23 protein-coding genes and 1 tRNA gene are annotated in these 24,409 nt (G+C 68.4%); 16 read left to right on the top strand and 8 right to left on the bottom strand.

Going from position 1 to position 24,409, the window contains the following annotated elements; all coding sequences use genetic code 11:
* Position 1 precedes the first annotated feature (1 nt).
* Positions 2-784, bottom strand: a complete 783-nt coding sequence (locus ACZ3I4_RS43130; protein ID WP_465387939.1) for an SDR family NAD(P)-dependent oxidoreductase — start codon at positions 782-784, stop codon at positions 2-4.
* 104 nt (positions 785-888) lie between these two features.
* Here ACZ3I4_RS43130 and ACZ3I4_RS43125 point away from each other — a divergent pair, with 104 nt between their 5' ends.
* The 6 genes from ACZ3I4_RS43125 to ACZ3I4_RS43100 all read left to right on the top strand — a co-directional run bounded on the left by ACZ3I4_RS43125 (position 889) and on the right by ACZ3I4_RS43100 (position 5,126).
* On the top strand, positions 889-1,500 hold the full coding sequence (locus ACZ3I4_RS43125) for a TetR/AcrR family transcriptional regulator (RefSeq protein WP_465387938.1): 612 nt from the start codon (positions 889-891) through the stop codon (positions 1,498-1,500).
* Positions 1,501-1,829: 329 nt separating this feature from the next.
* Complete coding sequence (locus tag ACZ3I4_RS43120; RefSeq protein ID WP_465388047.1) at positions 1,830-2,255, top strand: CdiA C-terminal domain-containing protein; 426 nt, start codon at positions 1,830-1,832, stop codon at positions 2,253-2,255.
* Entirely contained in the window at positions 2,234-2,683 is a 450-nt protein-coding gene (locus ACZ3I4_RS43115) for a SitI3 family protein (protein WP_465387937.1), read from the top strand. The genes ACZ3I4_RS43120 and ACZ3I4_RS43115 overlap by 22 nt, the downstream gene beginning before the upstream one ends.
* Positions 2,684-2,730: 47 nt before the next feature.
* Entirely contained in the window at positions 2,731-3,798 is a 1,068-nt protein-coding gene (locus ACZ3I4_RS43110; protein ID WP_465387936.1) for a DUF2293 domain-containing protein, read from the top strand.
* A 61-nt stretch (positions 3,799-3,859) separates the two neighbouring features.
* Positions 3,860-4,897 carry an amidohydrolase family protein gene (locus ACZ3I4_RS43105; protein WP_465387935.1) on the top strand — a complete coding sequence of 346 codons (1,038 nt, stop codon included), beginning with the start codon at positions 3,860-3,862 and terminating at the stop codon, positions 4,895-4,897.
* Positions 4,898-4,940: 43 nt separating this feature from the next.
* On the top strand, positions 4,941-5,126 hold the full coding sequence (locus tag ACZ3I4_RS43100) for a DUF5808 domain-containing protein (protein WP_465387934.1): 186 nt from the start codon (positions 4,941-4,943) through the stop codon (positions 5,124-5,126).
* A 1-nt stretch (position 5,127) separates the two neighbouring features.
* On the opposite strand, the gene ACZ3I4_RS43095 is transcribed toward ACZ3I4_RS43100, so the two are convergent.
* Positions 5,128-5,607, bottom strand: a complete 480-nt coding sequence (locus ACZ3I4_RS43095) for a methyltransferase family protein (protein ID WP_465387933.1) — start codon at positions 5,605-5,607, stop codon at positions 5,128-5,130.
* A gap of 54 nt (positions 5,608-5,661) precedes the next feature.
* Here ACZ3I4_RS43095 and ACZ3I4_RS43090 point away from each other — a divergent pair, with 54 nt between their 5' ends.
* Positions 5,662-6,339, top strand: coding sequence for a TetR/AcrR family transcriptional regulator (locus ACZ3I4_RS43090; protein ID WP_465387932.1), 678 nt, complete (start codon positions 5,662-5,664; stop codon positions 6,337-6,339).
* Here ACZ3I4_RS43090 and ACZ3I4_RS43085 read toward each other — a convergent pair.
* Positions 6,324-8,126, bottom strand: a complete 1,803-nt coding sequence (locus ACZ3I4_RS43085) for a hypothetical protein (RefSeq protein WP_465388046.1) — start codon at positions 8,124-8,126, stop codon at positions 6,324-6,326. The two genes, ACZ3I4_RS43090 and ACZ3I4_RS43085, sit on opposite strands and share 16 nt — an antisense overlap.
* A gap of 266 nt (positions 8,127-8,392) precedes the next feature.
* Between ACZ3I4_RS43085 and ACZ3I4_RS43080 the strand changes: the two genes are divergently transcribed.
* On the top strand, positions 8,393-9,103 hold the full coding sequence (locus tag ACZ3I4_RS43080; RefSeq protein ID WP_465387931.1) for an SDR family oxidoreductase: 711 nt from the start codon (positions 8,393-8,395) through the stop codon (positions 9,101-9,103).
* Between the two features lie 267 nt (positions 9,104-9,370).
* Here ACZ3I4_RS43080 and ACZ3I4_RS43075 read toward each other — a convergent pair whose 3' ends face one another.
* Positions 9,371-9,667, bottom strand: coding sequence for a hypothetical protein (locus ACZ3I4_RS43075; protein ID WP_465387930.1), 297 nt, complete (start codon positions 9,665-9,667; stop codon positions 9,371-9,373).
* Between the two features lie 642 nt (positions 9,668-10,309).
* On the opposite strand from ACZ3I4_RS43075, the gene urtA reads away from it, so the two are divergent.
* The 8 genes from urtA (at position 10,310) to ACZ3I4_RS43035 (ending at position 18,242) form a co-directional block, all read left to right on the top strand.
* Positions 10,310-11,608, top strand: coding sequence for an urea ABC transporter substrate-binding protein (gene urtA / locus ACZ3I4_RS43070; RefSeq protein WP_465387929.1), 1,299 nt, complete (start codon positions 10,310-10,312; stop codon positions 11,606-11,608).
* Positions 11,609-11,683: 75 nt separating this feature from the next.
* Entirely contained in the window at positions 11,684-12,568 is an 885-nt protein-coding gene (urtB, locus tag ACZ3I4_RS43065) for an urea ABC transporter permease subunit UrtB (RefSeq protein WP_465387928.1), read from the top strand.
* Positions 12,565-13,659, top strand: a complete 1,095-nt coding sequence (urtC, locus tag ACZ3I4_RS43060; RefSeq protein ID WP_465387927.1) for an urea ABC transporter permease subunit UrtC — start codon at positions 12,565-12,567, stop codon at positions 13,657-13,659. Before urtB ends, urtC begins: the two co-directional genes overlap by 4 nt.
* Before the next feature lie 174 nt (positions 13,660-13,833).
* Complete coding sequence (gene urtD / locus ACZ3I4_RS43055) at positions 13,834-14,637, top strand: urea ABC transporter ATP-binding protein UrtD (RefSeq protein WP_465387926.1); 804 nt, start codon at positions 13,834-13,836, stop codon at positions 14,635-14,637.
* A gap of 1 nt (position 14,638) precedes the next feature.
* Positions 14,639-15,322 (top strand): ATP-binding cassette domain-containing protein, encoded by a 684-nt coding sequence (locus ACZ3I4_RS43050; protein WP_465387925.1) that lies wholly within the window; start codon positions 14,639-14,641, stop codon positions 15,320-15,322.
* 90 nt (positions 15,323-15,412) lie between these two features.
* Complete coding sequence (locus ACZ3I4_RS43045) at positions 15,413-17,104, top strand: purine-cytosine permease family protein (RefSeq protein ID WP_465387924.1); 1,692 nt, start codon at positions 15,413-15,415, stop codon at positions 17,102-17,104.
* Positions 17,104-17,670, top strand: a complete 567-nt coding sequence (locus ACZ3I4_RS43040; protein WP_465387923.1) for a TetR/AcrR family transcriptional regulator — start codon at positions 17,104-17,106, stop codon at positions 17,668-17,670. The genes ACZ3I4_RS43045 and ACZ3I4_RS43040 overlap by 1 nt, the downstream gene beginning before the upstream one ends.
* A gap of 14 nt (positions 17,671-17,684) precedes the next feature.
* Complete coding sequence (locus tag ACZ3I4_RS43035) at positions 17,685-18,242, top strand: TetR/AcrR family transcriptional regulator (protein WP_465387922.1); 558 nt, start codon at positions 17,685-17,687, stop codon at positions 18,240-18,242.
* Positions 18,243-18,350: 108 nt separating this feature from the next.
* Here the strand turns inward: ACZ3I4_RS43035 and ACZ3I4_RS43030 are convergent, their stop codons facing one another.
* The 4 genes from ACZ3I4_RS43030 to ACZ3I4_RS43015 all read right to left on the bottom strand — a co-directional run bounded on the left by ACZ3I4_RS43030 (position 18,351) and on the right by ACZ3I4_RS43015 (position 24,362).
* Positions 18,351-19,193, bottom strand: coding sequence for an alpha/beta fold hydrolase (locus ACZ3I4_RS43030; RefSeq protein ID WP_465387921.1), 843 nt, complete (start codon positions 19,191-19,193; stop codon positions 18,351-18,353).
* A gap of 191 nt (positions 19,194-19,384) precedes the next feature.
* Positions 19,385-19,458: transfer RNA gene (locus ACZ3I4_RS43025), tRNA-Ile, on the bottom strand.
* Positions 19,459-19,537: 79 nt separating this feature from the next.
* A complete protein-coding gene (locus ACZ3I4_RS43020; RefSeq protein ID WP_465387920.1) occupies positions 19,538-20,800 on the bottom strand; it encodes an NAD(P)/FAD-dependent oxidoreductase in 1,263 nt (420 codons plus the stop codon).
* A 130-nt stretch (positions 20,801-20,930) separates the two neighbouring features.
* Positions 20,931-24,362: a DEAD/DEAH box helicase family protein gene (locus tag ACZ3I4_RS43015; RefSeq protein WP_465387919.1), complete on the bottom strand. Its 3,432-nt coding sequence runs from the start codon at positions 24,360-24,362 to the stop codon at positions 20,931-20,933.
* Positions 24,363-24,409 lie beyond the last annotated feature (47 nt).

Genomic DNA, 24,409 nt, shown 5'->3' with positions numbered 1-24,409 from the left:
GTCACATCCCCATTCCACCGTCGACCGGCAGACCCGCGCCGTTGATGAAGCGGGCCGCGTCGGACGCCAGGAACACCACGGCGTCGGCCATGTCGGCGACCTCGCCCAGCCGGCCGCTCGGGGTCAGCTCGACCACCGCGCCGACCGCCTCCTCGGGCGAGCCGAACAAGCCGAGCCGCGCCACGTCGCTGGCCAGCCCGGCGCCCATCGCGGTGGGGACCAGACCGGGATAAACACAATTGACCCGTACGCCGTAACCCAGCTTGCCGCTCTCCATGGCGGCCACCCGGGTGAGGCGGTCGACGCCGGACTTGGTGGCCGAATAGACCGAGATGCCGGGGAAGGCGATGGTCGCCGCGACCGAGGCCACGTTGATGACCACGCCGCTCTTCTGCGCGCGCATCGCCCGGAACGCGTGCTTGATGCCGAGCGCGGTGCCGAGCAGGTTGACCTCGAGCTGCTTGCGGACGGCGGCCGGGTCGAGGTCGACGATCAGGCTGGTGATCTCGACGCCGGCGTTGTTGACCACGATGTCGAGACCGCCGAGGATGCCGATCGTCTGCTCGACAGCGGACGCCCAGTTGTCGTCGTCGGTCACGTCGAGGTGCACGAACCCGTGTCCGTCGCCCAGCGACTCGGCGACCTTGGGGCCGAGGTCGTCCTGCAGGTCGGCGACGACGACGGCCGCGCCCGCCGCGGCCATGGCGCGCGCCATACCTTCGCCCAGGCCCTGCGCGCCGCCGGTGACCAGCGCGCGCCGGCCGGTGAGATCAATCTGTGCCATGTGGGCTCCCGGGGGGCTCGTCGTTGAGGAGAGCTACATCACATGCCTGTCCTTGACAGTTGTCAAGAAAACTTTGGACACCCGTCAAGCCGTACGATGGCGTCGTGAGCCCTGTGAAGGCCCGGCCGATCGACAAGTTCGACCGCCGCCGCGACGAGCTGGCCGAGTCCGCGCTGCTGACCCTCGGCGAGATGGGCTACGCCCGGGCCAGCCTGCGCGAGATCGCCGGCAACTCCCCGTTCAGCCACGGCGTGGTCCACTACTACTTCCAGGACAAGCTCGAGCTGGTCATCTACAGCATCCGCCACTACAAGGCCCGCTGCGTGACCCGCTACGACGCCGTGGTCAGCCAGTCGACGACGCCCTCGCAGCTGGTCGACGCGTTCGCGGCCAAGCTGGCGCAGACCATCCGCGAAGAGGCCCCGATGCATCGCCTCTGGTACGACCTGCGCACCCAGAGCATGTTCGAGACCGGCCTGCGCGAGGCCATCACCGAGATCGACGCCACCCTCGAGGCCATGATCTGGCGCGTGATCGACCGCTACGCGACCCTCTCCGGCCACCCGCCCGCGGTCTCTTCCCCGGCCGCGTACGGCATGCTCGACGGCCTCTTCCAGCAGGCGTTGCTCGCCCACACAGCCGGCGGCGAGCCGGTTCTGGAAGCTCTCGCTACGCAGGTCGGCGCCGTCATGCCGCTTTTTGTCGCCCGGTCATAAACTGACTCCAAGTCAACCGATGCGGGCCGGCGAAGGCGGTCGGGCGGATGCCTCCGAAGAGCAGAGGGCACGGCGATCCATCTCCTCGGCGCCGCGGCGACAGCAACGCCCATTCACCGAGAAGCGTCCGCGACGGGCAGGGCGCTGTCGATGAGGTCTCGCGGGCGGGACGCTCGATTATCGACGGCGGCGCCGGGCGCGCCGGCCAACCGCGAGCCCGGACCGACGATTTGCTCACCGCTCGGACAGGTCAGCCCGGTGGCTCTCCGACCGGCCCGCCCAAACGTATCGAGCCAGGTGAGGACGACGAAGTCCGCCGTTCACTGGAGATGGAAAACTCCGGCGCGGTGATACTCGCCGATCGGGGCTTCCAAATCCGGCAGAACCCGACGAAGGCGGAAGTAGCTCAAGCGCGTCACAACACCGGCGATGGGGGAAATCAGAACAAGGACCCGGACTATCTCCTCGAGGGACGCGTGTTCGACTGCTACTCGCCGGTCTTGCCCGGCAAGAACGTGCGTGGCATACATTCGCAGGTCAAGAAGAAAGTCGAGGAGGGCCAGACGCAACGGGTGGTGGTGAACCTCGAAGATTGGCGCGGTGACATGGCGGCGCTGAGAAAGCAGTTCGCCGATTGGCCCGTTCCCGGTTTGAAGGAGGTCAAAGCGATCACGCCGGACGGTGACATCGTGCAGATCGACCTTCCACCTCATCAACCGATGGAAGTGCATCCATGGCAACCGAATACACGCTGACCCTCGCGGGGGAAACCCCTGTCAATCAGGTCGCCGCGCGCGCGTTCCCGGAGGCGGCCGAACGTCCGGTCGGAACAGCTCCCCAGCTCAGTGCCGACCACAAGGAGAAGTACGGCTTCGACGTCACCATTGGGGCCGGCCGGAACGGCTATCTGGACCTGGGAACGGACGAGGGCTCGTGGGAATGGGAGCCTGAATCCTACGTACGGCTCGGATTCCGCTTGGACAATTCGGCCGATGCGCGCTGGGCGGTGACCAACGTGCTCACCGTCGTCCGCCGAGTCCTGGATACCGGCGCGGAGGACGCGACGTTCGACTTCAACGGCGATGTTCTCTTGTTCGCCCGCCTGGCCGGCGATCTGGTCAAACACCGTCGTGACAGTTGGTGGGAGCGTTATTCGTCCGGCAGTCAGCTCATCCCGGGCTGATCGAGCGGCGCGACCGGCCGGGTGCGTCGGGGGTAGCGTGCACGTTCATGCAGCCCGCCTCGAAGCTGGAGCGCCGCGTGGTGACCGCCGCTGAGCAAGCGCTCGCGCGTCAGCGCCATGTGAGCCCGCTCGATGTGCTGACCGGGCTGGGCTGGGTGCCGCCCGGGCTGGTGACGGACTGGCGTCAAGGGCGGGCGCCGCATCTGGAGGCGGTGGCCGCGGTTTCCGGCGATCGGCTGGCCGACGCGCTGGAGATCTTTCACCGGTGGGTGAGCAGCCGGGAGCTGCGGCCCAGCGAGGTTGAATACGTGGCCGCGACCCGTGATCGGCGGCCTCTGCGCTTCACCGCGGCCGGTGCGGAGGCGCTGGAAAAGGCGTACCGCGTCCACTGGATGGCGGCCGACCTGACCGAGAAACAGCAGGAACGGATCACCGCCCGGCAGAGCAAGCCTCCGGACCTGGTCGTGCTGATGGCTTCGCGGCCGTTCACCTGCACCGGCTGCGGCGAGACCGACGCGGACATGCTGATGATGGAGGACGGCCGGCCGATCTGCCTCACCTGCGCCGACCTCGATCACCTGGTGTTCCTGCCGGCCGGTGACGCGGCCCTGACCCGCCGGGCCAAGCAGGCCAGCCGGCTGTCGGCGGTGGTGGTGCGGTTCAACCGTTCCCGCAAACGCAACGAACGTCAGGGACTGCTGGTCGAGCCGGCCGCGATCGACCTGGCCGAGCAGCAGTGCCTGTCCGATGAGGACGCCCGGGCCCGCCGCCGCGAACGGGACAGGGCGCGGCGCGAGGTCGCCGACGAGTCGTTCCAGCACGAACTGGCCGAGCAGATCGTGGGGCTGTTCCCGCGATGTCCGCCGGCCCGCGCGGCCGAGATCAGCTCGCACACCGGCGCCCGGGGGAGCGGCCGGGTGGGTCGCAGCGCCGCCGGCCGGGCGCTCGACCCCGACGCGGTGACCCGCGCGGTGATCGCCTCGATCCGGCACGAGGACACCCCGTACGACGACCTGCTGATGGCGGGCGTGCCCCGGGACCAGGCACGGGAGCAGATCCGTGAGGCCATCGACCGGGTCCTGACCGAGTGGCGACGCCCGGGTGCTTCAACATGACATCACCGGCTCCGGCTTCCTAGGGGCCTTCGCGTTCTGATCACGTACGGGGGAACTGGTTTTGCTGCGAATCAGAGGTTTTGCGCTTCCCGAGGGGGAGCCGATCGACCTGTACGCCGACGGTGACCGCTGGACCACCGACCCGGTGCGCGGCGCCGAACTGGTGGCCGAGGGCTGGCTGGTGCCCGGTCTGGTCGACGCACACACCCATCCCGGCGCGGAAGAGCTGGGCAAGCCGATGGACGATGAAGTGCTGCGTGACGACCTGCGCGCCCATCTCGCCGCCGGGGTGACGCTGATCCGGGCGCCCGGTCTGGCCGGTGAGCCACCCGAGTGGTTCGGCCACGACGACGCCGGCCCGCGCGCCCTGCATGCGGGGGAGTGGATCGCCCAGCCGGGTCAGTTCTTCGAGGGCTGGGGCCGCCGTCCCGACCCGGCCGACCTGCCCGGGATCGCCGCCGCGCAGGCCGCCCGTACGGGATGGGCAAAGGTGGTGATCGACTGGCGGTACGGCGAAGACGTGATCCCGGTGGAGATCCTGCGCGAGGCGGTCACCCGCGTGCACGCGGCTGGTGGACGGCTCGCGGTGCATTCGCAGCACGCGGCGGGCGGAACCGTCGCCGTCGAGGCCGGCGTCGACTCGATCGAGCACGGCATGTGCCTGGACCCCGGACTGCTGTCCCGGATGGCCGCCCAGGGCACCGCGCTGACCCCCACCCTGTCCGTGATCACCGGTGCGATCACCCGCAAACAGGCCGACCCCGACGGCCCGCGCAAGGACTGGTATCTGAACGGCGCCGGTGCCCATCCCGGCCTGACCGCCGCCGCCGTCGAGGCCGGAGTGACCGTGCTGGCCGGCACCGACTCCCGCCCGCACGGCCGCATCACCGACGAGATCCGGGCACTGGTGGCGGCCGGGGTCGCACCGCACGACGCGCTGGCCGCGGCCTCGTGGAAAGCCCGCTCGTACCTGGGTTTCGCGGGCCTGACCGACGGGGCCCCGGCCGACGCGGTGGTCTTCGACGCCGACCCGCGCCTCGATCTCGGCCAGCTTGAGAGGCCACGAGCGGTCATCGTACGAGGGAAGCGGGTGGCCTGAATCCGTAGCGCACCGGACCCCGGGCGCGGCTGATACTGAAGGTATGAACGGATGGCAGGGCTGGTTCTACTCGGACCCCCGGGACCCGCGACTGTTCGTACCCCGTCGTTCCGGTCTGGGACTGACCTTGAATTTCGGTCACCCGGCGGCATGGTGGGTCCTCGGCGGCCTCCTCGCGGCGATGGTGCTGATCGCTGTCCTGGGCACGCTGCTGGAGGCGCGGACCTAGGTCAGAACCACCGGCGTACGCGGGATTGGTAGTCGGTGTAGGACTGGCCGAATCGACGGGTGAGATAGCGCTCTTCGGGACGGATCACCAGCTGACGTACGGCAACAAACACCGGCAGGAAGAGCACCAGGGGCCACCAGGAACCGAAGAGCAGGGCCAGTCCGAGATAGACGACGGCCAGACCGGTATACATCGGATTGCGGGACAGCCGATAGACGCCGCCGGTGAGCAAGGTGGTGACCGGGTGGTGGGGCACGATCGTGGTCCGGTGCCGGAGCACGGCGGCGGCACCGGCGCCGGTCAGCCCCAGCCCGAGCACGGCGATGATCGCCCCGGCGATCGTGGTGGCGGGGCGCCCACCGAGCGAGAGCGGGGCCGCGAGGTTGAGCGCCATGCCGCCGGCCAGGCCGGCGACGTAGTACAGCGGCGGAGGTACGGGGATGACTCGGGCACCTTGCTGCGGTTCCGTGCTGACCGACATGGCCGCTCCTTGAGTAGAGTAAAACTCTAACCAATAGAGCACTACAATCGTCCGGTGGCTGTCAAGAGGCGGTACGAGTCGGCACATCGACAGGCGCAGGCCGAGCAGACCCGCCAGGCCATCCTGGCCGCGGCCGCGACGCTGTTCGTGGAACCCGGATATGCGGCCACCCCGCTGACAGCCGTCGCCGCCGAGGCCGGAGTGGCGATCCAGACGGTCTACAAGGTGTTCGGCAGCAAGAAGGCGCTGCTCTCGGCGCTGGTCGACGTCACGGTGGCCGGCGACGACGAACCCGTCGCGTTGCCCCAGCGTGAGTTCGTTGCCGAGATCCGGGCTCTGCCCGGCGCGCGAGCCAAACTCGATCGCTATGCGCGGCACCTCGCCGAGGTCCATGCCCGGCAGGCCCAGGTGATGCTCGCCCTGGCCAACGCGGCCACCGCCGACCCCGAGGCGGCGGCGATCCGGCGCAAGAACATCGACGATCGGCGCAACGGCATGACCATGTTCGCCGCCGACCTGATGGCGACGGGCGAGGTGCGGGCGGAGCACACCGTCGAAACGGCGGCCGACGTGCTCTGGCTGGCCATGGACGTAGCCAACTACGACTGGCTGGTGCGCCAGCGGAGTTGGCCGGTCGAGCGGTTCCGGCGCTGGTACGTCGACACCGTCGCGGCGGCGCTCCTCACGCCGCCGGGGCCGCCGGTCGGGGCGGCCGGTCAGCCGAGCCGGTAGAGGATGGCGCCGTTGATGTCCTCGCGAGTGATGCCGAGGCCGTCGATCGGGCGGGCGGGCACGGCCTCCCACGGGGTCCCGCCCAGCCATTCGGGCAGGACGATGACCGACCTGATGCCGTCCGCCCGCAGCGCCGCGATGCTGGCCGGATCGGGGAAGGTCATGCTGCTCGTACGGACCCGTTCCTGACCGGTCGGGACGAACGTGACAATGCCGTTGGTGATGCGCGGGAACCCGTTGGTGGACCACAACATGAAGGACATCTCCAGGCTGCCGCCGCTGGGCAGCACCAGGATCGGCTCCTGCGCGGCACTCATCGCGGCCGGATAGCGCAGCAACTCGGGATGCTCGGTCCGGTTGACCCCCTCGGTGACGACCAGCGCCAGCGGGATCAGCAGGGCGAGCCGCACCGCGAGGAACTTGCCGCGGGCCAGGTGCCGTGACCGGTCAGCGCCGGCCTTGGGCCAGGGGGCGAAGACCCGCGCCCGGACGGCGACCGCGCTGACCGCGCCGGCGGCCAGAATCGCCATCAGTAAAGAGATCCACAGCATGAGCCGCCCGGGCGTACGCAGTGCTGACCAGCCCGGCAGGTGTTTCGACAGAGTCAGATAGCCCGGGTCCCCGTGCCAGGGCACGTTCGCGCCGAGCGCCAGCACCACCGCGACGGCGACGCCCAGGGTCAGCAGGACCCGGTGCCGAACCCGGAAGACCGAGAGGAACACGCCCGCCGTGGCCAGGGCGATCAGAGCCACCCCGGGCAGCAAGGCCATCTCCGGCGGCCACATCAGGTCGGCCCGCGCCCCGGCGTGCCGGTCACCCCAGCGCCAGGACCCCTCGGGCGCGATGAAGAAGCCCATCCAGGGTGGTGAATACATCTCGGTCCAGGCCAGGCTCCGGTCGGCCTGCGGGTTCTGCTCCACGACGCGGGAGAAGGCGAGCCCGATGTACACGGTGGCGGCCGCGAATAACACCCCGCCGATCAGGTCGGCCGCCAGCAGCCGCCGTCCGAAGACCGGCCGCCCCCGTCGCCACCAGGCCCAGCCATAGCAAGCGGCCACCACGAAACAGATGGCGATCATGACGTACGCGAAGACGAGCCCGATGGCCAGCCCGAGCGTGATCTGCCAGGCGGCGACCAGCCACCCGGCCAGCGCCCACCACGGGCTGTGCCTTTCCGGGTGATGGCCGCGCCGCAACGACCAGCCGTGGCCCCGGGCGATCATGGCCAGGCTCAGCGCGATGCCACCGATCGAGATGACGTTCAGGTGCCCCGCATGCGCCAGCTTCCACGGCGCGAACGCCCAGGCGACTCCGGCCACCGCCGCGCCGAGCGGATGTGCGCCCAGCTGGCGGGTCAACGCGTACGCCCCCACGAAGGCGAGCGCGTGCAGCAGGACGTACAGGATGTTGTAGCGCAGAACCGCGTCGTCCATGCCCGACCCGAACATGCCGAACGGCATGTAGCCGAGGACGGTGTCGGTGAAGGCCAGCGAGTTCGCGTCCGGGTAGAACGTGTTCGATTGCCACAGCTGCGACGGATTGTGCAGCAACGCATGCCCGCCCCAGGCGATCTGCCAGGCGAACATGGCCGGATCCCCGATGTCGCCCGGCACGGTGTGCCGCGGGTCGCGCATCGTCGGCCAGGTCAGCGCCACGGCGAGCACCAGCCCACCGAGGACCACTAGATACCACTCGCGGCGGGCCCACAGCCGTTTCAGCACACCCACCGCCGCCGCGGACCTGTTGGCGCTTCCCACGGCGGTCTCCTCGCCGCGGTCGGCCGTGATGGCCGGCCCTCCGATTCCGCTCACCCAAGCCCCCGGATTCCCTGGGTCGGTCCTACCGGCCCCGACGCGGCGCACAGCGCAGCATATTGTCACACATCAATGCCACCCCGTCACGGACGGCGACGGGCGCGGCCTGTGGTCGCCGTGGCACAAGATAGTCCACGCCGGGTAGCAGTGGCGGACCCGTCGTCAGGCCTTGATCCACCACGTGACCCACCTCGCAGGTCCTTGCCCCTGACGTCAACGTGAGGTTTTACCGTGGCGGTATGCAGATCAACGGCACAAAAGTTCTCGTAACCGGCGCCAACCGCGGTCTCGGCAAGGCCTTCGCCGAGGCTTTGCTCGCCCGCGGCGCCACCACCGTCTATGCCAGCGCCCGCCGCCTCGACAGCATCAACATCCCCGGCGTCGTCCCGCTCCAACTGGACATCACCGATCCGGCCTCCATCGAAGCCGCGGCGGCCGAGGTGGGTGACCTCGACATCCTGATCAACAACGCCGGCATCTCCACCGAGGCCCCGCTGCTGGGCCCCTCCACGGACAACATCCGCCGCGAGTTCGAGACCAACTTCTGGGGCACCCTCAACGTCACCCGCGCCTTCGCCCCCCGCCTGGCCGGCGGCGCCATCCTCAACGTCATCTCGGCGCTGAGCTGGTACGCGTTCGCCCCCTCCAGCAACGGCTACGCCGCCTCCAAGGCCGCGGAATGGTCCCTCACCAACGGCATCCGGCTCGAGCTGGCCGACCAGAAGACCCAGGTCACGGCCCTGGCGCTGGCGATCGCCGACACCGACATGATGGCGGGTTACGACATCCCCAAACTTCCGCCCCTCGAGGTGGTCACCAAGGCCCTGGACGGGCTGGAGGCGGGCAAGCTCGAAGTAATCGCCGACGCTCCCACGGCCAACGTCAAGGCTTCGCTCTCCGGCGACCCGGCCCTCTTCTACGCCGACATTCCGGCCGCCCTCTTCAGCTAGCGGTTTCCAGCTTCGTACGCCCGGCCCGGACGCGCTCGCCGCCCGGTGTCGTGAGCCGGCAACGCAGGCACGTTGCGCTCACGGCGCTGGAGCCGGCGAGCTTCCGTGTCCCTACCGACTCTCGAAAAAGGGCCTCATACTCGCAACCCCGTCGGGTCGCCCACGCCTTTCCACCACTCGCCGAGATGGGCGCATCAACCCGAAGATCAGCGATGGCCGACTCTTGCATCACGTCAGGGGGACGTGACCTGCACCTGCGCTGCCGGCTCACGGCACCAGAGCTGGACTCAACCCCGTTGCCGCCGGGATCAAGCGCAGGGTGGGTTCACCCTCCGCGGTGAGTTCGGCGAGCACGCTGAACCCCTCGTCATCCGTATCGTCGACGACCGAGCCTTCGATCGGCTCCTTCGTCCAACAGCTGCGGATATTTCTCCAGCAGGAACCGGCGGCGGTAAGCCATCTCGGCGCGTCGACGATGCCCTCCAGAGTGGTCCAGTTGAGGGTGCCGCCGATCAGAATTCCGGCTACTGGCACGACCTTGCCGAGGCCCTTCTTTCCCGGCACCAGGCTCGAGCGAGCCGCGGTTCACGCAATGCCACATTGCAGGCGGCGTCGCCGAGTGTGTTGATCGAGAGTCGTCGTGGTCGTCAACCCGGGACCGGGAGATGCCAGCTCCTCTCCGCCTACTCGCGACGTTCGGTCACTTCGCCATCGCCTCCGTGCCCGGCGAGACGATTTCGACGAGAGGATCGGAGACCGCCGGCGACTTCGCGGCCAGAGTGAGCGTCAGCCGTTGGCCCGGCCTGAACGCCGCTGTCCGTAGTCCCGGTGCTCTTTGCTGTGCCCCACTCACCACCGGTGCACCTCGACCAGCTGGGCATCACTCCTGCCTCCGGGATGTCAAAAACGTGCCACAGGCGCCGCTGCCTCGCCAATGGTGGCAGAACTTTGACATCGCAGGATCAAAAGTTCCGGCGCGTATCCAGGGATATCGCGCCTCGGCCGGGTCGGTGGCTACAGAGTTGGAACAGTTGAGAAATGTCAGAGCAATGACGCAGGGCCAGTCTGCTCTCACTAGCAACAGCCGACGGCACGGGCGGGAAGCTCGGGACGCCGGCGGCTCGCCCAGGACGTCTACCTCCGCACCGTCCGCCGTGCCGCGACCCCGGCGTCACGCACCCTCCACCAGGAACGGAGCTCTCACATATGTCATCCACCAGCAAGCGGATGCGCGCGCTTGTAGCCACGGGCGCCATCGGAACGACCATGGCCCTCGTGCTCGCCGGCTGTGGCGCCCGAGCGGGCGACGACACGGCCGGCGCCGGGTCGTCCGCGGCAGCCAGCTGCGTCGACACCTCCGGCGACACCGTCAAGCTGGGCTTCCTCAACTCCCTGACCGGCGGCATGGCGATCTCCGAGAAGACCGTCTCGAACGTGCTGCACATGGCCGCCGACGAGATCAACGCCGACGGCGGGATCCTCGGCAAGAAGATCGAGTACGTCCAGGAGGACGGCGCTACCGACTGGCCCACCTTCGCGGAGAAGACCGAGAAGCTGCTCACCCAGGACTGCGTCGCCGCGATCTTCGGCGGTTGGACCTCGTCCTCCCGCAAGGCCGTGAAGCCGGTCGTCGAGAAGTTCAACGGCCTCTTCTTCTACCCGGTGCAGTACGAGGGCCTCGAGTCCTCGCCGAACATCTATTACACCGGCGCGACCACGAACCAGCAGATCATCCCGGCGATGGACTTCCTCGCCGCCAAGGGGGTGAAGACGCTGTTCCTCGCGGGCAGCGACTATGTGTTCCCCCGTACCGCGAACGCGATCATCAAGCTCTATGCGGCCAGCCTCGGCATCAAGATCGTCGGCGAGGAGTACGTACCCCTCGACAAGGACGACTGGACCAGCCAGGTGGCGAAAATCGCCGCAGCCAAACCGGACTTCATCTTCAACACCATCAACGGCTCGTCGAACGTCGGCTTCATCAAGGCGTACTACGACGCCGGCCTCACCCCCGCGAAGACGCCGATCATCTCGGTGTCGATCGCCGAGGAGGAGGCGCCGGCCATGGGCCACGAGGTCACCGGCAACTACGCGTCCTGGAACTACTTCCAATCGCTCAAGACCGACACCAATCCGGAGTTCATCAAGAGCTGGAAGGCCTATCCCAGCAGCAGCGGCGTCACGTCCGACCCGATGGAAGCCGCCTACATCTCGCTGTACCTGTACAAGTCCCTCGTCGAGGCGGCCGGGTCCTTCGAGGTCAACGCGGTGAACGCGGCAGCGAAGTCGAAGACCATCACGTTCGACGCACCGGAGGGCAAGGTCACGCTCGACGGCGAGAACCACCACATCTCCAAGCCGGGCCACATCGGACGGATCAACGCCGACAACCAGTTCGACATCGTCTGGTCCTCCGACAAATTCATCGAGCCCGACCCGTACCTCGAGGGCTACGACTGGTTCCCGGCGGACATCCGCAAGCAGCTCACGGACGCGGCGGGCTGATCACCCCGGGTCGCGTGTCAGCGATGGCACGCGACCCGTCCCCCTCCATCGAGACGCTAGAGAGAGCGAACGCACGTGGACGCATTGATCGCACCACTGCTGAACGGCAGCGCCCAAGGCGCGCTGCTCCTGCTCGCCGCGCTGGGCCTCTCGCTCACCTTCGGCCAGATGGGCGTGATCAACATGGCCCACGGCGAGTTCCTCATGATCGGCGCCTTCGCCGCCTACCTCGTCCAGCAGGTCATCACCGCCGGCGGCCTGTCGATCCCGGTCGCCCTGCCGGTCGCGTTCGTCGTCGCCGGACTGTTCGGCCTCCTGCTGGAGGTAACCATCATCCGCCGGATGTACCGCCGGCCCCTGGACACCCTGCTCGTCACGGTCGGCGTCGGCCTGATCCTTCAGCAGGCGGCACTGCAGATCTTCCCGTCCCAGGGCGTCCCGGTGGAGAAACCGCCCTGGCTCGACGGGCAGCTGACCATCCTCGGCTACAACTGGCCGCTGCGGCAGGTGTTCACCATCCTGCTCGCGACCGTCTGCGTCGCCGCGCTGTCGGCCTGGCTCAAGTACACCTCGTTCGGCCGCCGCATCCGGGCGACCGTGCACAACCGGGACCTTGCCGAGACCACGGGGATCTCGACCCGCAGCATCGACCGCCTGACGTTCTTCGTCGGGTCGGGTCTGGCCGGGGTCGCCGGCGTGGCCGCGTCGCTCATCGGCGGCACGAACTCCCAGATGGGCGCGCAGTACGTCATCCCGGCCTTCCTCGTCGTCGCCGCCGGCGGCATCGGCCAGCTCAAGGGCACCGTCATCGCCGCGTGGGCGGTGGGTGTCGCTCTCTCGTTCTTCGCGTACTGGACGACCGGCAGCCTGGCGCAGGTGCTCGCCTTCATCCTCGTGATCGTCTTCCTGCAGCTGCGCCCGCAGGGCCTGTTCACGGTGCGAACCAGGAGTCTGGCATGACCAAGCTGAAGCCATGGATCTCCCTCAGCGGCATCGGGATGTTCGCCGTCCTGCTCCTCGCGGTCGCCCCTCTCGTACTCACCGATCACTGGATCAACAACCTCGGCAAGTACTGCTGCTGGGCCATCGCCGCCGTCGGCATCGGCCTGGCCTGGGGCCGGGGCGGGATGCTGGTGATGGGACAGGGGGTGTTCTTCGCCCTCGGCGCCTATTCAATGGCCATACATCTCACACTCGAGACTGCCGGCGACCGGGTCCCCGGGTTCATGGTGCTCTACGATCCGCTCGCGCCACTCCCGATGTTCTGGGAGCCGTTCCGCAGCGCGGGGTTCACCCTGCTGGCGATCGTGCTGCTCCCGGTGATCGTGGCCGGCGCCCTCGGCTACGCGCTGTTCAAGCGCCGGGTCAAGGGCGCCTACTTCGCGATCCTGACGCAGGCGCTCGCCGTCGCGCTGGCCACCCTGATCAGCTCCACGATCCGCGAGACCGGCGGCGACACCGGGCTCAGCGACTTCAAGTACTTCTTCGGCTTCGTCCTGAACGACCCGGCGAACAAGCTGATGGTGTACCTCATCGCGGCCGCGCTGCTCATCGTGTGCCTGCTCGCGGTGCGGCAGTTCTACCGCAGCCGCTTCGGTGAGCTCCTCGTCGCCACCCGGGACGCGGAGGAGCGGGTGCGTTTCCTCGGCTACGACCCGGCCAACGTCAAGCTCGTCGCCTTCGTCGTCTCCGCGCTGATGGCCAGCATCGGCGGAGCGATGTTCGTGCCCATCGTCGGCATCATCACCCCGGCCGAGATCGGCGCCGCCGCCTCGATCCTCATGATTGCGGGCGTTGCCTTCGGCGGCCGCGCGTCACTCTTCGGCCCCGCGCTCGGCGCGATGGCGGTCGGATGGGGACAGTCGAGCCTCGGCTCGACCTGGCCCGACGGCTGGACGTACATCCTCGGTCTGCTGTTCATCGTCGTCATCCTCTTCCTGCCGAACGGGTTGTCGTCGCTGCCCGCGAAATTTGCTGCGGCACGCCGGAAGCCGGACGTGCCGCCTACTCCGGTAATCCCCGCCGCCGAGCTCGAAGAGGTCAGGTCGTGACCGCCTGCACCGAGCGGCACTTCCGTGAGTTGCACGCCCAGGCTGCAGGCGAGGGCCAGAAGGGCACGACAAAGGAGGTTCAGTCGTGACCGCCTGCACCGAGCGGCACTTCCGTGAGTTGCACGCCCAGGCTGCAGGCGAGGGCCAGAAGGGCACGACAAAAGGGGCTCAGTCATGACCGACGCTGCACTCGTTGTCACGGATCTCCGTGTCGAGTTCTCGGGTTTCGTCGCCGTCGGCGGCGTCTCCTTCGACGCGCACCCCGGCGAGGTCCGGTTCCTCATCGGCCCGAACGGCGCCGGCAAGACGACCTGCATCGACGCCATCACGGGGCTGACCAAGGGCACCGGATCGGCGCGGCTGGGCGACACGGAGCTGCTCGGCCGGCAGGTCCACAAGATCGTCCGCCTCGGGGTCGGCCGCACGTTCCAGACCGCGAGCGTCTTCGACGAGCTCACCGTGCTGCAGAACCTCGACATCGCCGCCGGGCGCCACCGCTCCTCGGCCTCGCTGCTGCGGGCCCGGCGTGGCGTCGACGCGTCGATCAAGCATGCGCTGGAGGAGACCGGCCTCACCGGCGAACTCGCCACGCCGGCCGGCATCCTGTCGCACGGCCAGAAGCAGTGGCTGGAGATCGCGATGCTGCTCGTGCAGGACGCAAAGGTGCTGCTGCTCGACGAGCCCGTCGCGGGCATGAGCCAGGACGAGCGCACCGCGACCGGCGAGCTTCTCCGGCGCATCGCGGCCAAGCGCATCGTGCTCGTGGTCGAGCACGACATGGACTTCATGCGCCGCTTCGCCACCCGGGTGACAGTGCTGCACCAGGGCCAGGTGCTTTCGCAGGGCACGGTGGCCGAGGTTCAGGCCGATCCCAAGGTGCAGGAGGTCTACCTCGGCACCGCGGGCGCCGCCACCACGGCCGCCATGGCCGTCGTGCTCGAACCGGCAGCCGTTACGCAGAGCCCGAAGGAGGACTGACATGCTCGAGCTGACCGACATCGAGGCCGGTTACGGACGTACGCAGGTGCTGCACGGCGTGACAGTGCCGACCGGCAAGGTGGTGGCCGTGCTCGGCCACAACGGCGCCGGCAAGACGACCCTGCTGCGTCTCGCAATCGGCCTCATCAAGCCGTCGAAGGGCCGCGTGCTGTTCGACGGCGAAAACATCGCGTCGCTCGCCCCCAACCAGCGCGTTGCTCGCGGCATGGCGTACGTGCCGCAGGGTCAGCAGGCGTTCAGCCAGCTCACGACGCTGGAGAATCTGCAGCTCGCCGCGGACGGGCGCCGGCGCGGCAAGGCTCTCATCGACGCGCAGATGGCCCGCTTCCCCGCTCTGGAGAAGTTCGCCACCCGGAAGGCGGGCCTGCTCTCAGGCGGGCAGCGCCAGCAGCTCGCGATCGCCCGCGCCCTCATCACCGAGCCGAAGCTGCTCATCCTCGACGAGCCGACCGAGGGCATCCAGCCCACAATCGTCGCCGAGATCGAGCACACCATCATGCAGCTGGCCGACGAGGGCATCAACGTGCTGCTCGTCGAGCAGCACATCGGCTTCGCCCTCGAGGCCGCCGAACGCTATGTCGTGCTCGCCTCGGGCTTCGTCGCACAGACCGGCGAGGGCGGTCTGGCCGCCGCTTCCACCGTGCGAGCAGCCATGGCGATCTGACCCGACATGCCCGGCTTCCACGCCGGAAATGCCGTCGTAACACCGGACAGGGAGGATCCCCCACGCGAAGGTGCCTTAGGGGATGCCACTGTGTCGACGGACAACGCGCGTGCGGCCGCGGAGGACAGCCTCGAGGACTACGCCTTCCGCTATGTGCCACGCACGTTCCGGCGCTGGAGCGCGGCCTCCGTCGGCGCGACCGCCCTCGGGTCCATCGCATTCCTCGCCGACTTCTCGATCGGCGCGAGCATCGGCATCGACCACGGCACGGACAACGCCGTGCTCGGCATCCTGTTCGCGTCGGTCATCATCCTCATCGTGGGCGTGCCCGTCGCCTACTATGCCGCTCGCTACAACCTCGACCTCGACCTGATCGCCCGTGGCTCGGGATTCGGCTACTACGGATCGATGATCACGACCGTGATCTTCGCGGGCTTCACCTGCATCTTCTTCGCCTTGGAGGGCGCCATCATGGCGCAAGGGCTGCAGGTGGCGACGGAGCTGCCGCTGTGGCTCGGCTACCTCATCTCGACCGTCGTCGTGATCCCGATCGTCATCTACGGCATGCGGGCGCTGGAGCGACTGCAGTTCTGGACCACGCCCCTGTGGCTCGCTCTCGCCCTGCTGCCGCTGCTGTGGATCCTCGTCTCCGACCCCGGGTCGGTGCGCGCCTTCACGTCGTTCACCGGCAACTCCGACGGCTCGGTCAGCTTCGGCGCCGTCGTCTCGAGTGCGGCCGTGTGCTTCGCCCTTACTCCGCAGCTGGCCGAACAGATCGACTATCTCCGTGCCATGCCGCCGCGCACGCCGTCGAACGCCCGCTCGTGGTGGACGTCGTTCGTGTTCTCCGGCCCGGGCTGGATCATCTTCAGCGGCACCAAGCAGGTGATCGGGGTGTTCCTCGCCGTCTACCTCCTCGTGAAGGTCGAACCCGATCTCGGGCACCGCGCGGCCGAACCGGTCAAGCAGTTCGTCGGGATGTATCAGACCCTCGTCCCCGACTGGCTCGCGATCATCCTCGCCGTCGTGCTCATCGTGGTCGCGCAGGTGAAGATCAACGTGACGAACGCGTACTCGGGCTCACTCGCGTGGTCGAACGTCTTCACCCGGGTGGCGAAGCACTACCCGGGTCGTACGGTATTCGTGCTCTTCAACCTCGTGATCGCGTACGTGCTCATGATGTTGGATGTCTTCACTCTCATCACCTTCGTGCTGAGCCTGTACGCGAACGTCGTCATGGCGTGGCTCGTGACGATTGCCACCGATATCGCCATCAACAAGTCGTTGCTGCACATCTCGCCGCGCTACCCCGAGTTCCGTCGCGGCATGCTGCACGACTGGAACCCGGTGGGGCTCGTGTCGGTGGGGCTCGCCTCGGTGCTGTCGCTGCTCGCGTTCGCCGGGCTGCTCGGCGCCGCGGTCAAGCCGTTCTCGGTGCTCATCGCGATCGGCGTCGCGGCCGTCGCCACACCGGTCATGGCCGTCGCCACGCGGGGGCGCTACTACCTGCGCCGCCGCTCCGACGGCATCGACTCCCCCCGGTTCGACGACGACGGCAACCCCTCGGGCGAGCGGCTCCGCTGCCATGTCACCGGGTACACCTTCGAGCGGCCGGATATGCTGGCCTCGGCTGAGAGAGGACCCCACGGCCAGGTGCAGTACGTCTCGTCGCTGGCGCTCACACTCGACGATTCCGACCGCTACGTGCTCCCGCCGGAAGTTACCGGGCCCCCGCGCTGGGCGACCGCCCGCAGAGCATCGCAACGACGGGGGGAGACGTGATGGAGGAGTCGGTCGACACCGCGACCGCAATTCTCGCGAGCGCCGCGGTGCTGCTGCGCGAGCGCATGTTCGACGACATCTCGTATCGTGCCCTCGCCGACGAGGTCGGCATCTCGGAACGCACGATCTACCGCCAGTACCCCACACGCGCCCACCTGCTCGCCGCCCTCTCGAACTGGATCGAGCAGACCAGCTTCCCGCTGCCGCCGTTCGTGACCGTGTCCGATTTTCGCGCTGCCGTCCACCAGCGCTTCCGGGCCTTCGACGCGTTGCCCGCGTACGCGTACGTCAGCGCCCGGGCATCCGCGATCTCGCCGACGCTCGACACCGAGCCGGCCTACATCACCCGTGCGATCGAAGCGATGATCGACGTGGCGGCGCCGACGCTCAACCGGCGGGATCGGCGGCGGGTCGCGGCATCCTTGCGCTACTTCTCGTCGGCGATGTTCTGGGCGCGCCTGCGTACGGGCTTCGACCTGGATGCCGGCGACATCTGCGACTCGTTCGATCGCGCCGTCGACACCGTGCTCGCCAAGCTTCCCGACCCGACGTGGGCGGAACCGTGACCGGGTCGATGGCCGTGGAGGAGCTGAGCGGCACGCAAGCGGCCATTCTCGCCGCCTACGCCGAACTGATCGAGGAGGTCGGCAGCGACGACGTGTCGTACCGGGTCATCGCGCGCCGGGCCGGCATCGCCGAGCGCACGGTGTTCCGCAACTACCCCACGCGCGTCGATTTGCTGCTGGCGAGCGCAGCGTGGATCGAGGCGACGCTGTTCGCACGCGAGGAGTCGCATTCGATCTTCGACCTCCCCCTCGCGATCCGCGACGCGATGCAGCGGTACGACGCGCGACCGGAGCTCGCGCACGTCGTCGCGGAGACGGCGATGCGCGGCGGCAGCGGCGCGGCGCCGTCGCCCGGCCGGGCGCAACTCGAGCGGCTGCTGGATGCCGAGGTGCCATCCCTCGACGCGGCACAGCGCAGGTCGGTCATCGCGGCGCTGTCGCACCTCGACTCCGTCGGGACCTGGGTGACGTTCCGCCGCGAGTTCGGTATGGACCGGCGAGACATCGCCGACGCCGCCGCGTGGGCGGCGGAGGCGGTGCTCGACACCATCCGCAACCGCGTCGCCCCGTAGCGGTGCGCATAAGCCCAGCTCGCGGCGGCGCGTTTCGCGGATTCCGCACCTGGACGGACATGCCGCCGCCCCTGGGCCGCGTTCCGGTTGTCCGGTCACTCGCGTAAGTCAGCGACCGAGGAAATCGATGATCGCGGAGCGGAAGTCCGGACTGCTGCCGATGACATCGTGCCCGCCCTCGACCAGGCACAAGCGAGCGCCGGTGATGGCCCCGGCCAGAATGTGTGGGCGTTCGGCCAGAGGGTCGGTGTCGCCGGCGATGACGAGTGTCTCGGCGGTGGCGGCGGCAAGGTCGATGCCGGCGCGATGCACAGCGCGGGCCTGCGCGGCCAGCGACGGCAGGTCGCCACCGAGCATCTCGGCGTGCATCCGCAGGCTGGCGATCTCGGGCGGCAGGTCGCCGGGGTCTTCGGCCAGAAAGGCATGAGCCAGCCGATCACTCGATAGCGCGCGCGTGTCCACGCCTCCGACTTCGACAATGCCCGCACCTACTCCACCGACGACGAGCCGGCGGATGGTGGTCAGCTCGGCCGCGGCGAGCAGGGCGACGACCGCTCCCATCGAGTAGCCGACGAGATCTATGGCGGGCGCATCGAGCAGCGCTACGACGTCGAGAAGGTCGTCGGCCATCCGCCGCTCACCGTAGCGAGTGGCGTCGGGCGACTTACCGGATCGGCCGTGGCCGCGTGCGTCGACCCCCACGACCCGGCGTCCGGCGGCGGTGAGACCGGCGACCGTGCCCGGGATCAGCCAGTCAGCCATCGTGTCGGCGGTGAAACCGTGCTGCAGCACGACGGGTATCGGGTGAGTGCTGACGCCGGCATCGGGCTCCCAGCAGTGATAGGCAATCGTTGTGCCATCGTCGACGACCACGGTGGCGGTACTCGACAGGACAGAGGCCGCCGGCGCGGACTCGATCCGAACATTCGCCGCGGTCAGGTCGTCAGTCACAGCGCCTCCGGGAAAGCCGATGCGATGAAGAATCACAGCCCTCCCGACGGTGCCGGACCTTCCGGAAGTCAGCAAGGAAACCGCGCTGCTGGATCGCCGGCCGGAGGACGCAAGCCCGACGAAGGCGCCACCGGACCACTCGGCGCCACCACCGCACCGTGGGGTCTGGGGTCGCCCCCAGGAAAATACAGTGGGGCGGGCGGGACTCGAACCCGCGACCGAGGGATTATGAGTCCCCTGCTCTAACCCACTGAGCTACCGCCCCTTACCGGCGGCGATCCTAACCCGTGCCGCACAGCCACAGCCAGCGATCTCCCGCGCCGCGAGCAGGGAACACCGACGAATCAGGCGTGTACGTGGGTTCCCAGCCAGGAAAGCACAGCCCCGGCCGTACGCCATCCGCCCGCCAGGGCGCCCTGGATCGAGGGGCTGTCGCGGTGGTCGCCCGCCACGAACAGGCCGTCGCCGAGGTCGACCGGTTTGCGCAGGTTGAGCTGGGGCACCCGGGCCGCCGGCAGCGCGTTGGGGATGCTCACGACCTCGAGCAGTTCCCAGTCGTCGGTCGGCGCACCGTACAGGCGGGAGAGCTCGACCCGGATCACTGTCTCGGAGGCCGGTGACGGCGCCGACACCCCGACGACCGAGGCGGCGATGAGTGACTTGCCGCTGGGTGCGTATTCGGGGGCGGCGTTCGACACGACGAGCGTGTTGGCGATGATTTCGCGCCGGTCGCCGTCGAGGATCAGGGTGGGCTCGTCGATGGGGGCTCGGTCGGCGCCGAAGTAGAACGTTGTCAGCCCGTGCATGTCGGGGCGCGGCAGTTGGGGCAGCAGTTCCGACGCGGAGACCGGGTCGGTGGCGACGATGACGGCCCGGCATCGCAACTCGCCACCCTCGGTGATGACCATGCCGGGGGCGACCTCGAGCGTACGGGCGCCGATGAGCAGTTGCGGGTAGGGCAGGGGACCGGCGATAGCCGCAGGCAGGGCCGCCATTCCGGCCGCCGGCACGCCCAGGCGCCCGCGTGCGAACGACCTCAGGATCATCGCGAACACGTGACTCGACGTGTTCAGCGAGCGGTCGCCGAAGACTCCGGAGAGAAACGGCCGCAGCACCTCTTCGATCATGCGGTGCGACAGGCCGGCCTTGCGCAGCATCTCCTGCGTCGTCATTTCGCGCGCCTCGAGGAGCCGGGACGCGGGCAGCGTGGCGCATTTGGTGGCGAGCGCCGCGAACTTGAGGCGGTCACTGAGCGTGCCGACGCCGGAGGTCAGCGTCTGCGCCGTCGCGAGCGGTTCCCGCACCGGATTTTCGAGCCGGTGCAGCTCACCGCCGCGGCGCACCAGCACGCCGGACGTGAAGTAGCGCATGTCGAGCGCGTCGACGTCGACCAGCGCGGGCAGCCGCGGATACGCCGTGTTGAGGATCTGGAAGCCCCGGTCGAAGTGCCACCCGTCCACGACGTCGGTGGTGACCCGCCCGCCGATCCGGTCGGAGGCCTCCACCAGCAGCCATTCCACCCCCGCCCGATCAAGCCGGCGGGCAGCGGAGAGCCCGGCGAGACCGCCGCCGACGATGACGACGTCCACCTCAACAGGCTGCGACACGGGCACCTCACAAGGGGACGAACAAGGCAGACTCAGAGTAACGGCGGTGGGTGGTCACGGCAGCAGAAAGACGAAGACGTACGCCTGATCACCCGGCCCTGGTTCCCCGAGGGGCTACCCGGGGCCGGTCCTAGGCAACCCCGCTTTCGGCCGTTGCCGTGGTCCGTAGCCGGTCCAGAACGACGACCAAGGCGTCGACGTCCGCCTCGGGGAACAGGTCCTCCGGTCCGCCCGGCGCGATGGTGGTGAACGGTGCGTCGTACAGATCAGCGGTATTGATCAGTCCGCGCCGTGACACCACGTCGGTCAGCAGGTTGAGGAAGTGAAGCTGGTTCGCGCTGAGGTTCCGGCCCGCCTGGAACTCGTCCAGGGCGGCGCCGGCGGCTTCCCGGTCCAGCCCGGTCAGCGAGCGCAGGAAGAGTCCGAAACCCTCGTGGCCGGCGGCCGCGGCGGCGACGTCCTCCTCGGTACCGAACCCGGAGGTGAGGAAGATCTCGCGAAGAGTCTGCAGGTCCGTCCCGGTGATCTGCAGATTGCGGCGCAGTTTCTGCACGGCCAGATTGTCTTCGTGGCTGCGCAAGTAGACCCGCACCTTGGCCTCGAAGCGGTTCTTGTCCGTGCCGACCACGCTGCCCGGCAGGTCAACTTCGCCGAGTTCGCCCAGCTGGTCCTCGAAGTCGGTGTAGACCACGGCGCGGCGGGTCTTCTCGATCAGGCGTACGAGGCCGCGGATCTTCCGGCGCATCGTTTCGAGCATTGGCAGCGTGACGTCGATCCACCACTCGTCGCCGGCCACCTCGGCGAGCAACTGCTGCTGGGCCGCGACGGCGGGAATGGTGGTCTGGCCGAGCAGCGCGTCGGCGATCCGCTGGGCCTGGGTGCGGAGGGCGTCGAAGCCGGGCTCGGCGCCGAGGACGGCGAGTTGCAGCCGCAGGGTCAGTAGGTCGAACCGCTTGGCCTCCTCGCCGTCGTCGTCGGCGCGGAAGGCGGTCGGCAGCGGCGCGAGATGCTCGATCACCTCGTGGTGCCGTTCGGCGGTCAGCGGCCGGTGCCACGCGGTGGGGTCGCCGTACTGTTCGACCTGCCGCCGGTGCGGGCGGACGAGCACGTTCTCCGGGTCCATGCCGCGGACCTCGACGTTGAGCCGGCGCGCGACCTCCCAGCGCATCTCGCTGTCCGACTGCGGCTCGTCCGGCGGCGTCGGCGGCTGGCCGATGTCCTCCAGCATGCGGTCCAGGGCCAGCACCAGGTCGGCGCGGCGGCTGAAGAGCCGCTGGCCCAGGGAGGGCGCGACCTTGCCCTCGGCGCGATCGAGACCCGAGTTGAAGAATTCGACGTTCTGGCACAGGTCGAAGACGAGGAAACCCTGTTTGTCGTGCCCGGGTCCGAACAGATCGGGGCACAGGCGGGTGCCGCGGCCGATCATCTGCCAGAACTTGGTCTTGGACCGTACGAGCTTGAAGAAGACCAGGTTGACCACCTCGGGCACATTGATGCCGGTGTCCAGCATGTCGACCGAGATGGCGATGTGTGGCGCCTTGTCGTGCAGCGTGAAGTTGTCGATCGCACTTTGAGCGAAGTTCGTCGAGTGGGTGATGACTTGCGCGAAGCTGCCCGCGTGCTCGGGGAACGCCGCGTTGAAGCGCCGATAGATGAAATCGGCGTGATCCTGGTTCTTTGCGAAGACGATGGTCTTGCCGAGCCGGTCGCCGCCGGCCACCTTGACGCCGTACGTCATCAGGGTGGCGAGCGCCTTGTCGACCGTGTCGGCGTTGAAGAGAAACTTGTTCAGCTCCTCGGAACTGACCTCGGCGGGCACGGCGCCGTCGTCGTCCCACTCGAGGGCGTCCCACTCGTCCTTCTCCTCGTCGGTGAGGTCGTCGTAGCGGATGCCCTGCCGCTGGAACTTGAGTGGCACGTCGACCGTACGGGGAGCCACCAGATAGCCCTCGGAGACCGCTTCCTCGAGGCTGTAGGAGTCGGTGGGCACGCCCCGCTCGAGGTGGAAGAGCTGGTACGTGTTCCGGTCGATCTCGTCCTTGGGGGTAGCCGTCAGCCCGACGAGGAGCGCGTCGAAGTAGTCGAAGATAGCTCGGTACTTCTGGTAGATCGACCGGTGCGCCTCGTCCACGACGATCAGGTCGAAGTAGCCCGGCCCGAATCGGCGCCGGTCCCCGTCCATCTCGTGGAGCAGGCCCATCATCGTCGGGTAGGTGCTGACCACCACCCGGGCGTCCGAGTTCTTCTCGGTCAGCAGGTTGACCACCGGCATGCCGGGCAGGTGGGCCTTGAAGGCGTTCACGGCCTGCGTGACGAGCGCCTTGCGGTCGGCCAGGAACAGAACCCGTTTCACCCAGCCGGCCCGCGCTAGCTGGTCCACGAGCGCGATCACCGTACGGGTCTTTCCCGACCCCGTCGCCATGACGAGAAGCGCGTGCCGCTGCTTCTTCTCGAACATCTCACCGATCCGCCGGATGGCCCGGGCCTGGTAGTGCCGGTTGGCAATGTCGTCGTTGATCTGCACCCCGGACAGCGCCTGCCGGCCCGCTCGCCGCTGGATGGCCAGGCGCAGCTCGGTCTTGGTGTAGAAGCCCTGAACCGGTCGAGGTGGGTAGGTCAGATCGTCCCAGAACACGGTCTCGTAGCCGTTGGTGTAGAAGATCAGCGGCCGCTGCCCGAACTGCTGCTCCAGCGCGTCGGCGTAACACTTGGCCTGGTGCTGGCCGCTCTGCGGGTCACGGGTGGCGCGCTTGGCCTCGACGACGGCGAGCGGCTTGCCGTCGTCGTCCCACAGCACGTAGTCGACCTTGCCGCTCCCGCTCTTGCTGGCCGACAGCGGCAGGCCGGTGACGGGGAACTCGCGGTCCTGCTTGCTCTGCAGGGTCCACCCAGCTTCGCGCAGAAGCAGATCGATCACGAAGACGCGGGTTTCCGCCTCGTTGTAGTCGTGTTCGTCGGGCCGGGCCTCGTTGGCCGCCCGGGCCGTCTTGATCTCCGCCCGAAGTTTGGCGATCTCCGCGTCGAGGTCCTGGTTGCGCTTGCGTTCCTCGGCCAGCGCGGCTTGCTGCCGTTCGAACTGCTGAGCCTGTTTCTGCAGAGCCGCCAGCTGCTGCTGACGCCGCTCGGCCGGCCGCGGAACGATGCTGCTGTCGAACTGCAGACCGGTGGCCGGCACGTTCTGAGGATCCCGGGCGTATCGGCGAGCGATCCAGTACAGAACCTGGAACAGCTCGCCGACCACCTGGATGGCGTCGCTCTCGGGTACCTTGGCCGGCCGGTGGACCGCCTTGTTGCCCAGCTTCCGGATCAGATCCATCTTGGTGCGGATCGCCGGTCCCGCGAGCGTCAGCATCGACGGTTCCTCGATCATCCCGGACAGATCGTTCCGGTAAGGCACGCGCAGGTTACCCTCGGCCTGATATAGCCAGGTCAGCGCCAGCTCGAGGCACCGGCGAGCGTAGAAGCAGGCGGTTCGCGGGTCGGCCACGGCGGTGTGCTCGGCCCGCGCGGCCTCGTCGAAGAGCTCCGGCCATTCCGCCTCAAGAAACGCAAAGTTCCCCATGTCTGACCACACTCCCCGGCGCCAATGCCCGCTGTCCGGCCACCACT

The organism is Actinoplanes sp. NPDC021490, from assembly GCF_055562135.1.
This window is presented reverse-complemented; position numbering and strand designations above follow the sequence as displayed.

What these genes read in the sequence shown, in the direction of transcription:
- ACZ3I4_RS43130 (WP_465387939.1), bottom strand. Translation starts at nt 784, where the DNA reads ATGGCACAGATTGATCTCACCGGCCGGCGCGCGCTGGTCACCGGCGGC.
- ACZ3I4_RS43120 (WP_465388047.1), top strand. Translation starts at nt 1,830, where the DNA reads ATGGAAAACTCCGGCGCGGTGATACTCGCCGATCGGGGCTTCCAAATC.
- ACZ3I4_RS43115 (WP_465387937.1), top strand. Translation starts at nt 2,234, where the DNA reads ATGGCAACCGAATACACGCTGACCCTCGCGGGGGAAACCCCTGTCAAT.
- ACZ3I4_RS43110 (WP_465387936.1), top strand. Translation starts at nt 2,731, where the DNA reads ATGCAGCCCGCCTCGAAGCTGGAGCGCCGCGTGGTGACCGCCGCTGAG.
- ACZ3I4_RS43100 (WP_465387934.1), top strand. Translation starts at nt 4,941, where the DNA reads ATGAACGGATGGCAGGGCTGGTTCTACTCGGACCCCCGGGACCCGCGA.
- ACZ3I4_RS43095 (WP_465387933.1), bottom strand. Translation starts at nt 5,607, where the DNA reads ATGTCGGTCAGCACGGAACCGCAGCAAGGTGCCCGAGTCATCCCCGTA.
- ACZ3I4_RS43080 (WP_465387931.1), top strand. Translation starts at nt 8,393, where the DNA reads ATGCAGATCAACGGCACAAAAGTTCTCGTAACCGGCGCCAACCGCGGT.
- urtA (WP_465387929.1), top strand. Translation starts at nt 10,310, where the DNA reads ATGTCATCCACCAGCAAGCGGATGCGCGCGCTTGTAGCCACGGGCGCC.
- urtC (WP_465387927.1), top strand. Translation starts at nt 12,565, where the DNA reads ATGACCAAGCTGAAGCCATGGATCTCCCTCAGCGGCATCGGGATGTTC.
- urtD (WP_465387926.1), top strand. Translation starts at nt 13,834, where the DNA reads ATGACCGACGCTGCACTCGTTGTCACGGATCTCCGTGTCGAGTTCTCG.
- ACZ3I4_RS43050 (WP_465387925.1), top strand. Translation starts at nt 14,639, where the DNA reads ATGCTCGAGCTGACCGACATCGAGGCCGGTTACGGACGTACGCAGGTG.
- ACZ3I4_RS43040 (WP_465387923.1), top strand. Translation starts at nt 17,104, where the DNA reads ATGGAGGAGTCGGTCGACACCGCGACCGCAATTCTCGCGAGCGCCGCG.
- ACZ3I4_RS43015 (WP_465387919.1), bottom strand. Translation starts at nt 24,362, where the DNA reads ATGGGGAACTTTGCGTTTCTTGAGGCGGAATGGCCGGAGCTCTTCGAC.